Annotated in this window: 13 protein-coding genes; 4 read left to right on the forward strand and 9 right to left on the reverse strand. The window is 34.5% G+C overall.

Annotated features, from left to right (window positions below; genetic code table 11):
* Positions 1-426 precede the first annotated feature (426 nt).
* The 3 genes from GQ596_RS01685 to GQ596_RS01695 form a co-directional block, all read right to left on the reverse strand.
* On the reverse strand, positions 427-2,082 hold the full coding sequence (locus GQ596_RS01685) for a hypothetical protein (RefSeq protein ID WP_160399962.1): 1,656 nt from the start codon (positions 2,080-2,082) through the stop codon (positions 427-429).
* 210 nt (positions 2,083-2,292) lie between these two features.
* Positions 2,293-2,748: a DNA polymerase III subunit chi gene (locus GQ596_RS01690; RefSeq protein WP_160399963.1), complete on the reverse strand. Its 456-nt coding sequence runs from the start codon at positions 2,746-2,748 to the stop codon at positions 2,293-2,295.
* Positions 2,749-2,763: 15 nt separating this feature from the next.
* Positions 2,764-4,245, reverse strand: coding sequence for a leucyl aminopeptidase (locus GQ596_RS01695; RefSeq protein WP_160399964.1), 1,482 nt, complete (start codon positions 4,243-4,245; stop codon positions 2,764-2,766).
* A 135-nt stretch (positions 4,246-4,380) separates the two neighbouring features.
* Here GQ596_RS01695 and lptF point away from each other — a divergent pair, with 135 nt between their 5' ends.
* Positions 4,381-5,484, forward strand: coding sequence for an LPS export ABC transporter permease LptF (lptF, locus tag GQ596_RS01700; protein ID WP_160399965.1), 1,104 nt, complete (start codon positions 4,381-4,383; stop codon positions 5,482-5,484).
* A gap of 10 nt (positions 5,485-5,494) precedes the next feature.
* Positions 5,495-6,559 (forward strand): LPS export ABC transporter permease LptG, encoded by a 1,065-nt coding sequence (gene lptG, locus GQ596_RS01705; RefSeq protein WP_160399966.1) that lies wholly within the window; start codon positions 5,495-5,497, stop codon positions 6,557-6,559.
* Positions 6,560-6,673: 114 nt separating this feature from the next.
* On the opposite strand, the gene msrB is transcribed toward lptG, so the two are convergent.
* Genes msrB through msrA form a run of 3 tightly spaced genes read right to left on the reverse strand, consistent with a single transcriptional unit; the run spans position 6,674 to position 8,234 of the window.
* Positions 6,674-7,105 (reverse strand): peptide-methionine (R)-S-oxide reductase MsrB, encoded by a 432-nt coding sequence (gene msrB / locus GQ596_RS01710; protein ID WP_160400216.1) that lies wholly within the window; start codon positions 7,103-7,105, stop codon positions 6,674-6,676.
* 52 nt (positions 7,106-7,157) lie between these two features.
* Positions 7,158-7,685 carry a cytochrome b gene (locus GQ596_RS01715; RefSeq protein ID WP_160399967.1) on the reverse strand — a complete coding sequence of 176 codons (528 nt, stop codon included), beginning with the start codon at positions 7,683-7,685 and terminating at the stop codon, positions 7,158-7,160.
* Positions 7,686-7,700: 15 nt separating this feature from the next.
* Positions 7,701-8,234, reverse strand: a complete 534-nt coding sequence (gene msrA / locus GQ596_RS01720) for a peptide-methionine (S)-S-oxide reductase MsrA (protein ID WP_160399968.1) — start codon at positions 8,232-8,234, stop codon at positions 7,701-7,703.
* Between the two features lie 182 nt (positions 8,235-8,416).
* Between msrA and GQ596_RS01725 the strand changes: the two genes are divergently transcribed.
* Complete coding sequence (locus GQ596_RS01725; protein ID WP_160399969.1) at positions 8,417-8,689, forward strand: DksA/TraR family C4-type zinc finger protein; 273 nt, start codon at positions 8,417-8,419, stop codon at positions 8,687-8,689.
* Positions 8,690-8,763: 74 nt separating this feature from the next.
* On the opposite strand, the gene GQ596_RS01730 is transcribed toward GQ596_RS01725, so the two are convergent.
* Positions 8,764-9,414, reverse strand: coding sequence for a DUF421 domain-containing protein (locus tag GQ596_RS01730; protein ID WP_160399970.1), 651 nt, complete (start codon positions 9,412-9,414; stop codon positions 8,764-8,766).
* Positions 9,415-10,513: 1,099 nt separating this feature from the next.
* Here GQ596_RS01730 and GQ596_RS01735 point away from each other — a divergent pair.
* Positions 10,514-13,462, forward strand: coding sequence for a TrlF family AAA-like ATPase (locus tag GQ596_RS01735; RefSeq protein ID WP_160399971.1), 2,949 nt, complete (start codon positions 10,514-10,516; stop codon positions 13,460-13,462).
* Between the two features lie 402 nt (positions 13,463-13,864).
* On the opposite strand, the gene GQ596_RS01740 is transcribed toward GQ596_RS01735, so the two are convergent.
* Both GQ596_RS01740 and GQ596_RS01745 read right to left on the reverse strand, forming a co-directional pair.
* On the reverse strand, positions 13,865-14,728 hold the full coding sequence (locus GQ596_RS01740) for an IS3 family transposase (RefSeq protein WP_160400217.1): 864 nt from the start codon (positions 14,726-14,728) through the stop codon (positions 13,865-13,867).
* Complete coding sequence (locus GQ596_RS01745; protein ID WP_160399972.1) at positions 14,701-15,222, reverse strand: helix-turn-helix domain-containing protein; 522 nt, start codon at positions 15,220-15,222, stop codon at positions 14,701-14,703. Before GQ596_RS01745 ends, GQ596_RS01740 begins: the two co-directional genes overlap by 28 nt.
* Between the last annotated feature and the right edge of the window lie 30 nt (positions 15,223-15,252).

The raw sequence follows: 15,252 nt of genomic DNA on the forward strand, positions 1-15,252 counted from the left end.
GGTGGTGCGAAGGTGCTAGTATAAATCACCTTTCACTTTCTTCACTCCACCGTGTTTAAAATTGCACTTCATGTTTGAATCCAGGGATATAATTTAAAAAAGTTGAATAAAATCAATACCTTTCCTGACTGATTTCTACTAAGAATACAGGGGTGCGAGACAATTTTCTGTGACTTTAAGCTAATTCAGTTGATTGTTTTAATGAGGTTAAACTCAAAATTAGTCGCATTCAGATTAGGAAGTTGTAATCTAAGTTGTGAATTTTGATATTAGGTGTGTCTTATATTAGAATTAACACGCTTTATCAAAACACGTTGAAAGCACTTACCGCACCTCATAAACACCAACTGCTTGGTTATTCGGTTTATAAAAATACCCCAACCTAATTGGCTTGGGGCGAAACTAAACAACCAAAGAATTAATAGACTAAGGCACAACACAAAGACCATAACGGTAGAGCGAAGTACTACTGTCAACATTGCCTAAACCTGAGTGGACAGGGAAATTGAAGTTGTTAGCCACATCACTCGTCCAGTAGCTGTAGGGAACAAAGCCTGCATCAGCGTAATTGCTCATAAAGCCCCACTCAGAGAAAAAACCAGTACCAATTCGTCGCTGGTAAGTGTTCTGAGGTGAAGATGGCGTAGCACCAACTGCTCCTTGACACCAATTTCCTGAATGCCAACCAGAACAAACCGCATTAGTTAAATCCCTTACCCGAGGCAATTGATAACCTAAACTACGACACCATGTCATTTGGTTAAGAGCTGTGCTCTTTTTATCCCCTCGGTTGACGAACCATTGTCTCAATACAAATCCATATTTCACTACCACATTACCTTGACTATCGTGCCCTTCTAACTCAAACTCCTGTGGTAAAGTTGGCACGGTAATTAGATTAGGATTATCATTATTTATCTGGTTTCTTGCCTCTGGCCCTTTTAAGGTTATTCGAGTTACATATTTTGATTTATCACTAATCCAACTATCGGCTTGTACTGTACGCCCACTTGGCTCTCTGAATGTACCAGAACGTGGTCTTGTCCAACTCACCGTTGCTGTTATCCCATTATGAGAAACCGGAGACCATATCAACTGACTTGCATCCACCCCACTAATATCTAAATCAAAATACAATCCATCAGAACCCGTTGTCGGGAAATTATTACCGTAAGATGATGAACTTGTAGACTGAGTTAAGAACCCCTTGGCTGAATCCCATATGTTGGACGGACCGGCAAAATCAATACCCCAAGAATTATCATAACGACTACCATGGCGCAAATTTGGTCTGGATGAACAAATAACGGGGGACGTATTCGGTTTGATATAATAATCCACTGTTTGACTACCAAAAGAAGTAATATTCGGTACGCCATACTGTGTCGTCAAATTACCAGCTGTACTCGTTAATGTCACCTTATAAGGTGCATTACATATATCTAATGCATCACTACGACTGACTGTATTACCATTTTTATCCGTAAATGATACCGATATACTTCCTGTCGCTGTAACACCATTTGTACCCTGTCCATCGCCATCATCATCTCCCCAATTTCCCTGACTAACCAAATCATTAATCGTGATTGAACTCTGGGATGGCGGAACTATCATTGCTATATGACTTAAGTTACTTCCCACATAAGGCAAACTTATTGGATTTGTTGCACTTGATGGATTGGCTGATGGTGTGATTACTCGACCATCCTGCAACCTAATAGACAACAAACCGTCTGAATTCGTTACCTTTGTTCGACCACCATCGAGCGTTAAATACGGCGCACTACCCTCTATTACCCTTGATGTCTGTGCCGTTAACGCCTGAGCCCCCTGTGTATATGACAATAACAACAATGGCGCAAAGAATAATGAGGATTTAGATAATAATGAAGGTTTGGATAACCACTTGGATATCGGCGATAATTTTGCCGAAGATTTTGCTAATGACGGCGTCGATTTCGCTACGCGAAATGACTTCGGTGATGAAAATAACTGTGGCGCCTGTTTTTGGCCACCGTGTGAATCAATAAGATTTAGGGCATAGGTTTGGCAGGCCAGATGCCAGATGCCAGATGCCAACCATGGTAGTGCATTTTTATTTTCCTGTCAAGTAATTTATTGTTTTATTTGGATTTTTAATAATAATTCGCCTAATTAATAAGCGATTCCTTGTCTAAAAAAGACTAAAAATTATAACTTGGCGACGAATAATCCGCCACTTTTTTTGTTGGTTTATTGTAAAGATTTGTTAGTATAAAATGGCGGGTATAGTGCAGTTTGTTCCTTACCCTATTCACAAGTAACCGGTATAGTTTTGAGATTAAATCCAGCTTCTTTATAATATTTATACCTTACCCTTGCTAATGCTTTTAAATCCTCGCCAACAGGCACAAAATCAATAATATCACGATAGACATTGGCAAATTCAGGAAATTGTTTTTGTAAATTAATTAGCAGCGGCCTACTACCGCTGCTACGTTTTTGTGGCCAGCTGATTTCGACTGGTGATCCCCCCTTCATACCTTCGCCAGCTAAGTTATGTGGTACAAAACTGTCGGTGCTCAGTTGCCATAGGTATTCGTCGATTCGCTCAGCTTGTGCTTGATCTTGACAAGCAACTTGTACACGCAAATTAGCTTGCCATGCTTCGACGATTTTTTGGCATGCGAGTTTTTCATAATATAGCATGCCTGATTCGTTGGCTTCTGTTTGGTTTTCAAGTAGATAGAAGATCACTTTTTTCATAAATGCTGACTCGAGTTATTGATCAAGTAAGTATTGAATCAACATAGCAACAGGACGGCCTGTTGCACCTTTTTGTGCGCCCGATTTCCATGCAGTACCCGCAATATCTAAATGCGCCCATTGATATTTTTCAGTAAAACGAGATAGGAAACACGCTGCAGTAATTGTGCCACCATCACGCCCACCAGCGTTAACAATATCAGCGCATGTCGATTTGATCTGTTCTTGGAATTGGTCGTCAATCGGCAGTGCCCATGCTTTATCTTCCGCTTTTTGTGATGCGCTAATCAATTGTGCGACTAACTTATCGTTATTGCCCATAACACCCGTATAGTGATGACCAAGTGCCACAATACAAGCACCTGTTAAGGTGGCTATATCGATGACGGTTTTGGGATTATAACGTTCAACATAGGTTAAAGCATCGCACAATACAAGCCGCCCTTCGGCATCAGTGTTGATGACTTCAACCGTAGTGCCTGACATGGTAGTTAATATATCACCAGGGCGGTAGCTATTACCGTCAGGCATGTTTTCACAACCCGCCATAACACCTACAACATTGATCGGTAATTTAAGTTCAGCAACGGCTTGCATAACACCATAAACCGTTGCAGCACCACACATGTCGTATTTCATTTCGTCCATGCCGGCAGCAGGTTTGATTGATATACCGCCCGAATCAAACGTTAGCCCTTTACCAACTAAGACATAAGGTTGGGCTTTTTTATCTTTGGTGCCTTGGTATTCAATAATGGTCATGATCGATTCGTTTTGCGATCCACGCCCAACGGCTAAATAGGCATTCATATTTAATTTTTTCAGTTCGCTTTCGCCAAGGCAGGTGACTTTGAGCGATGAGTGTAATTTGCCTAACTGTTTGCCTTGTTCGGCTAAATATTTTGCATTACAAACGTTCGATGGCATGTTGGCAATAGTCTTGGTTGCGGTAATGGCATTAGCTATAACTTCACCCTGTAACAAGTTGCGAGTTAATTCATCAATATTGCTTTTATTGCCCGTTAATAATGTCACTTTTGCTAAGCTTGGCGCCGGCGTTTTGCTAGTTTTAAATTCATCAAACCGATACGTTATGTCACTAACTATTTGTGGTAGCTGTTTAGCAATTTGTAGACTATTGTTTTGATTGACAGTTAGCAAGTCCCACGCAATACTTTTAATTTTTTTGGCAAGCAGTTCTTTGATAACAGCTTGAATCACTTTTTTGGCTTGCGTTACTCCAAAGTCGTTGGCTTTACCACATCCAACAAATAGGAGTTTTTGTTTGAGATCGCTATTAGTTTGATACAATAGCGTCGTTTTACCTAATTCGTGGCTAATGTCGCCTGATTTGATAAGCTGACTTACTAGGCCGTTAGTTAAGTTGTCGATATTTTTAACAATATCTGACTGACTTTTTCCTGAATCAATTGAAATAACTAAACACTCTGTTTTTTGTTTGGTTATAATAGTGCTGTTTTTTATTTGAAATTCCATGATGTTTCCATTTATGGTTGATGGGAATAATGAATATTCTATCGGTTCATTATGGGATAGCAACAAAAAGATAACTAAAAAGAAGCAATTCAGATTATAATAACCAAATTTTGTACCAACATGTATAGGTAAAATGTGATAATTCGTCGGTATTTAGTTAAAGAGACACTGAAAACCCAAGGGGCAATATTATTTATTTTGTTGCTTATTTTCTTCTCTCAAAAATTAATTAGAATTTTATCAAATGCGATTGATGGTTCTATCCCTCGTGATTTGATTATGCCTTTATTGATGTTGGGTGTGTCGAACATGGCGGATCTGATTTTACCGTTAAGCCTATTTCTTGGTGTGCTGGTGACTTTTGGGCGGCTTTATGCTGACAGCGAAATGGTGGCAATGCATGCTTGTGGTGTTAAAAAGAGTTTAACTTATCAGGTGGTGCTGTTTCTTTGTATTTTAACTTGCCTATTAACGGCGTTGAACTCACTGTGGTTTGGTCCTTGGTCTAGTGTTAAGCAAGATCAATTGCTTGCCAATGCGAAAATTAATCCAAGTTTAGCTGGGCTGTTAGCGGGGCAATTTCAACAAACCCCTGATGGCAATTCAATGATTTATATTGGGAATGTGAATGAGAATAATTTAGAAAATGTTTTTATTGCGCAAATCAATCCCAAAGCCAATCAGCGACCTTCGATTATTATTGCCAATAAAGGCAAAACAAGCCACGATAATGAAGGTAATCAAATCATCACGCTTGAAGATGCTAACCGTTACGAGGGTACGGCACAACTTAAGGATTTTCGGATTTCTAACTTTCACAATTATTTAGGCATTATCAAACCTAAAGCACTAGATGTGAATGAAGATACCGATAAAGTCGATGTTCAACAGTTAGGATTACAGACGCTTGCCGATATGGATACGCCTAAAGCCAATGCCGAATTTTATTGGCGATTAACATTAATTATTTCCGTGCCATTGATGGCGTTTTTGGTTATTCCATTGAGTGTGTCTAATCCTCGTCAAGGGCGTCTTGCACAAGTTTTTCCTGCTTTGTTGCTTTATTTGGTTTACTTTTTATCAGCCAGTTCGATTAAGGCCAATGCAGGTAAAGGTCGGTTAGATCCTGATTTTTGGTTTTACATTTTGAATATCGGTTACTTTTTATTAGCACTAATGTTAAATTGTTGGGATAGCCTATTTATGCGCAAACTTCGCTTAAAATATTCGGCATCTTAAGGAGATATGCGTGTTTTCGATTTTAGACCGTTACATAGGTAAAACTATTTTAAGCACCATTGGTGTTAGTCTTTTTTTGTTGATTAGCTTATCAGGAATTATCCGTTTTATTGATCAACTTCGAAAAATCAAAGTTGATTATGATGCGTTTTCTGTCGGTATTTACACACTGTTGATGGTGCCAAAAGATTTAGAAGTGTTCTTCCCGATGGCAGCATTATTGGGTGCTTTAATTGGCTTGGGAATCCTTGCGTCACATAGTGAACTAACCGTGATGGAAACCTCTGGCTTTAGCCGTTTTAAAATTGCCTTTGCTGTAATGAAAACAGCCATACCTTTAGTATTGATTACTATGGCAATTGGTGAATGGGTTGCTCCTGTAAGTGAACAAACTGCGCGTAATATGCGTTCTGAAAAACTGTACGGTAATTCGCTAATGGTTGAGCAAGGCAGTCTTTGGGCAAAAGATGGGAATGATTATATATTTATTGGGCATATAAATAACGATAATTCAATTTCAAATGTGTATATCTATTCGGTCGATCAAAATAAATTACAATCCATTACTCACGCCGCTTATGGTGTTTATGAAAATAATGCTTGGACTTTATCACAAATCGAAAAGAACGACCTAACAGAACCCAATAAGGTGGTGGGCGTCAATATGGTCTCTATTCCTTGGCAAACCAATATTACACCCGACAAACTCAGCATTGTTGCATTTGATCCTGATTCGTTGTCAGCCTCTGGGCTTTATCAATATTCACAATATCTAAAAAGCTCAGGGCAAGATACCAAATATTACGATTTACTGTTTTGGAAAAAGCTTATTAAGCCTGTTTCAGTGGCGGTGATGATGTTGTTAGCCCTATCGTTTATTTTTGGTCCACTGCGTAGCGTGTCGATGGGGATTCGTGTAGTCATTGGCATTAGCTTTGGTTTCTTGTTTTATATTGCCGATAATTTGTTTGCCCAAGTCAGCATTGTAATGGGCATTTACCCATTGATTGGATCGCTTATCACAAGTTTTGTGTTTTTATTAATTAGTTATATTTTATTTAAGCGAAAAAACTAAGTTCAAACAAACTAAATTCAAACGAAAAGCTAAGCTAACGGTGTTTTTATCAATCCTATCATCTTTGTTGAGATGATAGGATTTTTATTTGAGAATTGGATGATTCGGTTTTATTTATGATTTATCAAATAGCTTTAAATACTGTCCATACCCAGCATCTTCAAGTTCATCTTTCGAAATAAATCGTAACGCGGCCGAATTGATGCAATAGCGTAGCCCACCAAGCTCTTTAGGACCATCATTAAACACATGACCAAGATGTGAATCGGCGCCAGCCGATCGAACCTCGGTACGGCGCATACCAAAGCTGGTATCCTTTTTTTCAACAATATTGCGCTTTTCTATCGGTTTTGAAAAAGTTGGCCAGCCACAGCCTGAATCAAATTTATCTAACGAAGTAAATAGTGGTTCTCCCGATACGATATCGACATAGATACCCTCCCGATAATTGGCATAAAATTGATTATCAAAGGGTGGTTCAGTGCCATTTCGTTGCGTAATATGATATTGCATAGGTGTTAATACTGATAGCGCTTTTTCTTTCATTGTATTATCCATAAGCCACCTTATATTATGTTGTTTGTTTTAATTATGTTGATTAACTACGTTTTAACATTGACTGTAATACTTTATCTTTAATCCAAACATAATGAAACAAAGCGCCAACTATATGTACAATAAGTAAAACTAACAATAAATAGGCACTGACTTGGTGAATTTGATGAAATAATTGATAAGCTTTATTTGGCATATCAATAGCAGGAATAGAGATAACACCTAAAAAATTCAGTGAACGACTACTCATTAAATAACCAGAAAGAGGCACAATAATCAGTAAAAGATAAATAAAACCTTGTACCGATTTTGACAAAATACGTTGTCGTTTGTGTGTTTTGGGTAACACATCAGGCACTCCGTCTTGCTTAATGACGATAAAGCGCCACAGTGTTATCCCCAAAATCAGCACACCAAATGATTTATGAAATAAATAAATATTAAACATACCACCTAAATAGGGTGATAACGTTACTTTGAACTGCACCAATAAATAGGTGAGCACAATCAATACTAATGTTAACCAATGGATCCATTTTTGTTTACTACTGTATTGTGGGTAGTTTTGCATGATTAAGTCATCCTTCTATTTGTTTTTTGACCAATGCTCAGATAAAAAATGAGATCGTCCTGATAATTGGTAATATTGATGATAAAGTTGTGGTTGTTTAAGGTAATAATTTTGGTGATAATCTTCAGCCAAATAAAAAGTAGATACAGGCTCAATAGCTACCTGAATTGGCTTATCAAAGTGGCCACTGTCTTGTAGAGCTTGTTTCGATGCCAATGCCAATTTGTGTTGGAATTCGTTATGGTAAAAAATAGCAGGACGATAAGAGTTCCCCCTATCAGCAAATTGACCTTCTGAATCAGTTGGATCAATTTGATGCCAAAAGATATCAAGGAGTTTTTTATAACTAATTATTTTAGGATCAAATGTGATTTGTATTGCTTCGGTATGCCCAGTATTACCAGCACAAACTTGCTGATAAGTCGGATTAGCAACATGCCCTCCTGTATATCCCGACACCACATTAATCACGCCTTCATACTGATCAAACGGTTTTACCATACACCAAAAACAACCGCCTGCAAATGTTGCTTGTTCATATTGCTGCATAATAACCTCTCGAGTTTATAAGTTTATGATTTTATAATGTTTAAATATCGCCCCGCCTGTTGCCTAATACAGGTTTTATCATTCACATTAGCATGTCATGCTACTAGCAAGCATATTACTTGAAAAAGAATAAAAAAACACCATCTTGTTTAACAACTATTTTCGTTATAGAGGAATTGGTTATGGCAAGTGGATGGGCGTCTGACGATGCCGTTAATCAACAAATCGATAGTACAATTGTCGATGCTATTACAAACGCAAGGCGACAACTCCATCACGGCATAGCAAGTGCACATTTTTGTGTTGAATGTGGTGATATTATTGCAGAAGCACGAAGACAAGCATTACCAGGTGTGCAATACTGTTTAAGCTGTCAGCAAGAAATCGATAAACAAACGGCTAAAGCATTTAGCTTATATAATCGTCGAGGTAGTAAAGATAGCCAACTTCGTTAATAGCTGATTGTGCTTAGAAATGGGGGGCTACCCCCATTTTAAGTATGTTATCGTTTTAATGTAGAAAATAATAACTATTTTTTGCCCTCAACAACCGAATCATAAGGGTAAATAATTAATTTATTATCAAACCATTCGGCACAAAAAATATCTTCTATTTTTTCGTAACCTTGTTTGGTGATCTCACGTTTAACCCAATCTTCATCTTTTTCAAGTTGCTCAAGGTTATCATGGCTAATGCCACCATTTTCGATAATAAGCAATGCGATATCTTTTTCACCTTTTTTAATAACCGTTAAAGAACCATTTAGTTCGTACCATACTTCTTTTAATTCACCAAATGAAGAAATACCTTGAACATTAACTAACGTTTCAAAATCCCTTACTGGTAAGTTTGCTTTGATAAAATTATCCGTTATTAAGTGACCATTTTTAACCAATTGGATTGGTTTACCATCAATTGTGTCGCGTAAACGTGAGTTTTTAGATTTGATAAATCGAATTAAAACAAGCAAACCAGCCCAAATTGCAACTAACCCTGCCGCTTCCCAAGGTGATACAGTCGGGCTAAGTAATGCGCCCCCGACTAGCGCACCAATAACCATACTCCCAACCTGATCAAGCTGTGACATTGGTGCAATCTGACTTTTTCCTGATAATTTCACATAAATAAGTAAAATAAATAAAGCTAATAAAAACTTTGGTGCCATTTCTAATAAATACATTTTTTCCTCCAAGCCAAACATCATATGTTGAACGACAAGCGCAAATACAAAGTTCAATAATCCTTTTGATTTGCAACGAGTAACAATTTATCTAAAAAATCGGTATAACTTTTTTTAATTAAGCTTTAACTAAATGTAAATGAAATATAGTTTATTGTTTATTACTATTTTTAGAACAGTTTAAACTGCCAAGATAAGACGAATTAGAAAAGTGAATACCATTATTCTACTCCAAATTTTTACCAAGAAAATGGTACTTAACAAATTAATTGAAATTTATTTCTTAACAAAATTAGCATACCTATATTCTAGCAATCAATAGTGACAAAAATAATAGATTAAAAATATTTATTAACCACTATTTGTAGGGTTAGAAGATAAATCTAGTTTGGATGAAAATTTTGGGCTTTTATCGTTTGGTTATCTAAATAGTTAAAGCGTTCACAATCTCACTTTTTTCTGTAAAAAAGAATAAAATACACAAAAAACTTTTTGTGTATTTTTATTATTTGATGGCTCCGTAACTCATATTTCTTTAATTCTCTAATGTATCCTGTCAAAGACTAATGTCGGTCTCAAAGCATTCTAAATAACAATCCTCTTATTAATAAACACTTTATATATTACATAGATATGCTATATTTATAACAGGAAAATAATTATATTATCTAAAACCATATAGAAATAATGGCTTAATAACGAAAAACAGGCTTTTCCTTCTATACCTATGATGGATTATCATATTGTGATCTACTTAAGTTTAAATTTAACATTTTAGACTATTTGTTTAGATAAAACAGATAATGCGATATATCTTTTCCTCGTCTTAATTCTTTAAATAATTTAATATTCAGGTTTTCCGCATTTAGAGTATGGTAATAGCGAAAATGAATAATGAAAAGCAGTGATATCTTATTTATCAGTGAAGTTGCTCAGTATTTAAAATAATAACGTAATCTTTATAAGTTAAGGTGAATGTAACAAGAATATATTGTTGAGAGAATACTTAAAATCAAACTATAAAAATAATTGTCAGAAGTAATTAATGGATGATTTATTTTTTGCAAATTTACTACTAAATTAATATAAAGGTGATTATATGATTAATTGTGGTTCTGATTGGAAAAAATGGGACTTTCATGTTCATACTAAAGGAACAAACAAAAACGATCAATTTACATCGAAGTCAATGGATGAGTTTTTTTATCAGTTTTTTAAAAAGGCTTCTGCTAATAAAATATCGGCTATAGGCATAACTGATTATTTTTCAATTGAGATGTATCAGAAAGCAATTGATTACCAAAATAAGATAGAAAGCAGAATGGACTCAAATGGCCAGCCTCTTTTTAACAATGAAGAAATTGATTTTATTAAAAATATATTTCTTTTCCCTAATGTAGAGCTAAGGATGATGCCTGCGACGGATAAAGGAAGGTTAATTAATATTCATTGTTTATTTAATCCAAAGATTGTTGAAAGTTTAGAACATGATTTTTTTTCTAAAATAAAGAACCAAGATGATAAGCTAATGACAAGACAGGGCATTACTGATTATGGTAAGAGCCTATATCCCAATACTACAGATACAAATTTACTCTATAAAAAAGGAATTGAGAATTATGCTATAAATATAGATACCCTTAAAAAACTGCTTAACTCCAATAGAGCTCTTAAAGATAACATGCTAGTAGTGGTCAGCAATTCGAGTACAGATGGAGCCTCCGGTACACAAAAGCATTATGACTTATTTGAAAATGAACCTGGTAGTTTAGATGGTATAAGAAAATCCATTTATTGTTTGTCAGATGCTATATTCTCTTCAAACTGTAAAGATATTAAATATTTCCTTGGCAAAAAGTCAGTGGGTAGTGAAACATACAATGAACAAATGTGTAGGGATGAACGTAACGAGGTGATACGTTCTACCGGTTCTCTAAAACCCTGTCTTGTTGGTTGTGATGCTCATACAGAGTCTGACTTATTTGAAAAAAAAGAAGGCATTGCATTTACTTGGATCAAAGCTGACTTAAATTTTGAAGGGTTAAAACAAGTATGTTTAGAGCCAGAGCAAAGGGTGAAAATTCAAAATGAAAGGCCTGATTTTAAAGAAGAAAAACTGTTAATAAATAAGGTGCAATTTATTTCACCAAATAATATCTTTTCTACAAAACCAATTTATCTTAATCCTAATTTAAATGTGATAATAGGAGGTAAATCTTCTGGAAAATCCATTCTTTTATATGCTATCGCTAAAACAATTTATGAGGATACTGAATCTTCTATATTAAAAAATGAAGATAAATCAGAACTATATGATTTCAAAAAAATTGAGAGCGAGTTTGATTTTGAAGTGACATCTAAAGGGGGGATTATCCAAAGATTAAGCAATAGAAATCAATATGCTGAGAACTCAATTATTCCGGAAATAAAATATATTCCCCAAAATTATTTAGTAAAGCTTGCTGAGAAAGATATGGATAAAACGAGTAATCCACTTAATAAATTAGTTCGAAGATTAATTACAGAAAATATTGAAGCAAAAAAATTATATGAAAATTTTCTCTCTACAGTTACTAAAAATGATAAATCAAGAAATTCACTAATAGATTTGTATTTTCAAACCCATTCAGAAATAGATGAATTAGGTAAAGATCTCAAAACTAAATCAAATAAAGATGTTCTAAATAATAATATTCAAACAAATTCAAAAAGAATAGAAGAATTAACACAACATATTGGATTATCTAAAGAACAAATAAAAAAATACAAAAAAACACAAAAAAAATTAGAAGCCAACAATGTTAAAAAAACTCAGGTTAATAATGATTTTGATGCTATAAAAAATTTCAATTCTGAACTTGAACAAATTATATCAAGCCTTAAAAAATTAAAAAAAAATAATTTTCTTTCAAGCAGCGGATTACCAGAAATAGAAAATTATTATAAGGAAACTTCCACTATCTTTGACTCTTTTTATGACAAAATTTATAAATTAGAAGACTCTTTAAAATCTAAGATTAATGGTATTTTGACAACCTTAGATACAGAAGAAAAAGAGTTAAATCAAGAAATTCAACTATATTCACAAAATGAAGAGGAAAAAAAACTTATAGAGCAACTGAAGGTTTCTATTTTTAATGATAAGAGGTTATTGGCTGATTTAGATAAACTGACTGAATCAATAGATGCTAAAAAGCAAGATTTAGATAAAATTAAAGTACAGATATTTGATCTCTATAGTGCAAGTTATCGAGAATACACCAATATTATTGAAAACTTAAAGGTTAGAACAAACGAACTTAAAAAAGATGGATTAAGTATAGAGGGTAAAGTTAAATTTAATTTTACAAATCTAAGAAAAAAACTGCTAGACGTAAGTGATAAAAGAACAGCATCTTATAGAGATTATAGTATTTTAAAAGAAGAAAAAAAATCTATAGATGAGTTGGATTATGATGTGGTTCGTACAGAGATAGAACGATTATTTACTAAAATAATAGAGAAAGATTATGCAATTTCAAGCAGAACAACTATTCCTGATGTCATTAAAATTGTATTAAATGATTACTTTTTTGATTATTGGGAGATAACTTACAAAAATGACAAATTAGGAGAAATGTCTACAGGAAAAGCTAGTTTTGTAATTTTAATGCTAATCATTGGACTAAGTTCTTCTAAAGCTCCAATTCTTATTGATCAACCTGAAGATAATCTTGACAATAGGTCAATTACTACCGATTTAGTCCATTATCTTCGCGAAAAAAAATTGGAAAGACAGATTATTATTGTCACTCATAACGCAAATATTGTGGTTAATGCAGATGCGGAGAACATAATTGTTGCAAACCAAAAAGGGCAAAATAATGATAACACATCAAGTCCTTTCCAATTTGATTACATAAATGGTTCAATTGAAAATTCTTTTGATCGAAAGGATAATGAAGCTGATATTTTGAAATCAATGGGCATTCGACAACATATAGCAGATATTGTTGAGGGTGGAAAAGAAGCATTTAAAAAAAGAGAAAGAAAATATAGGTTTAACTAGCCATATATGTAGTAGCTCAAACTTAACCTGACAAACACATATTACTCATCGGCGTTCATTTTAACAAAATGCGCGTCCGATGAGGAAAATAAATTCTCCAATTGCTTTTCCTTAACCAACCCTTTTGTATCATTCCATGTTTGCCATGGTGTCTTCCCATAACAATATTTTCCAGAGTGTACTCTTTCTCGATTGTAAAACTCAGACATCAAGGGCTTAACCGGCGACTTCACATTCACATGGCAAATTCCTAAATCCGTTAAACGACTCATACCCATATCATCTTGATAAAAGATAAAAATGAAAAAGAAATAAAAAAAAGAAAACATCAAGAGGTCGATCTACGACAAAACACAGTAGAATTGTAACTATGAACTGCACCCCAAAAGTTGTACAAAAAAACTAAGCTGCTGGAAAATAATATTCCCGATATTGAACAGGACTTTTTTTGTCCAAGCTTAATTTAATTCTTCTATGATTATAATAATGGATATATTCCTCAATATCCGCTTTTAACTGCTCAATAGTATCATACTTATTTAAATAATAGACCTCGGATTTTAACAATCCAAAGAAGTTCTCAATAACAGCATTATCTAAGCAATTTCCTTTTCGAGACATACTTTGTATGATATTTCTCTCCTTTAGCTTTTGCTGATAATAACACATATGATAATACCAACCTTGGTCGGAATGTAAAATAGGAAAATCGTCTTTTTTGAGTTTATTAATGGCTTTATCCAACATATCACCAACCAATTCATAACAAGGACGTTCACTGAAGTTATAAGCCACAATTTCCCGATTGTATAAATCTAATATAGGTGATAAATACAGTTTTTTACTTCCCACTTTAAACTCAGTTGCATCTGTTACCCATTTCTGACCAGGTTTAGTCGCCTTAAAATCACGGTTTAATAGATTGGGCACAGCACCAAGACGACCTTTATAAGAACGATATTTCTTTCCTCTTATCAAGGATTTTAATCCCATTTCTTTCATTAAACGTAGCACCTTTTTATGATTCACAATGACATTCTGATTATGTAATTCAGCCGTAATTCGTCGATAACCATAGCGACTAAAGTTATCTTCATAAATCTTGATAATAAGCGCTTTTAATTCACTATTTTTATCAATTTTAGATTTAGCCGAATCGTGATAATAAAAAGTGCTTCGCGACAAACCTGATGCGCTAAGCAATTTATTTAAGGGGTATTTTTTCCTTAATTCATCAACTATTTGATACTTTTCTTTTTTTCCAATCTCTTTTGTCGAAGTAAGGCATCCAACTTTTTTAGATAAGCCACCTCCACTTCAAGGTCACTGACCATTTCGAGCAATTCTTCTTTTGTTTTTTCACTATTTTTTTTAACTTTTTGAGCCATTTTTTTATCCGCTTTTCCCTGTGGTGGATTCAGTGTCATTGAAAAACCTGCTTTGCTATATTTTTGGTATATTTTAAACCAGTGGACTACACATCCAAAGTGTATATCAAACGCCAAAGCAGCTTGATTTTGAGAAAGATGATTGTTTATAAAATACCTGACCACTTTGTATTTAAACTCCGGAGAAAAACACCTTGGTTTTGTGATGGGTTTTAGTCCATCAATTCCTTTTCTTTTATATAACTTTACCCACGACTCCACTGTACCGACAGGCACTTGAAAGTGCCAAGCGGTTAAACCATAACCATCATTACTCTTAAAATAATGTTCAATGACTTGTTTTTTAAAATCGAATGTATATTTTTTTGCCATAATTTTGTTCCCAAAAGTAGATTTAAACAA

The organism is Gilliamella sp. Pra-s60, assembly GCF_009795755.1.
Taxonomy (GTDB): domain Bacteria; phylum Pseudomonadota; class Gammaproteobacteria; order Enterobacterales; family Orbaceae; genus Gilliamella.

Bases quoted from the DNA above. Each gene is read 5' to 3' on its own strand.
- msrA (WP_160399968.1), bottom strand. From the start codon at position 8,234: ATGCAGCAATATGAACAAGCAACATTTGCAGGCGGTTGTTTTTGGTGT.
- GQ596_RS01735 (WP_160399971.1), top strand. From the start codon at position 10,514: ATGATTAATTGTGGTTCTGATTGGAAAAAATGGGACTTTCATGTTCAT.
- GQ596_RS01715 (WP_160399967.1), bottom strand. From the start codon at position 7,685: ATGCAAAACTACCCACAATACAGTAGTAAACAAAAATGGATCCATTGG.
- GQ596_RS01730 (WP_160399970.1), bottom strand. From the start codon at position 9,414: ATGTATTTATTAGAAATGGCACCAAAGTTTTTATTAGCTTTATTTATT.
- GQ596_RS01725 (WP_160399969.1), top strand. From the start codon at position 8,417: ATGGCAAGTGGATGGGCGTCTGACGATGCCGTTAATCAACAAATCGAT.
- GQ596_RS01690 (WP_160399963.1), bottom strand. From the start codon at position 2,748: ATGAAAAAAGTGATCTTCTATCTACTTGAAAACCAAACAGAAGCCAAC.
- GQ596_RS01695 (WP_160399964.1), bottom strand. From the start codon at position 4,245: ATGGAATTTCAAATAAAAAACAGCACTATTATAACCAAACAAAAAACA.
- GQ596_RS01745 (WP_160399972.1), bottom strand. From the start codon at position 15,222: ATGGCAAAAAAATATACATTCGATTTTAAAAAACAAGTCATTGAACAT.
- msrB (WP_160400216.1), bottom strand. From the start codon at position 7,105: ATGAAAGAAAAAGCGCTATCAGTATTAACACCTATGCAATATCATATT.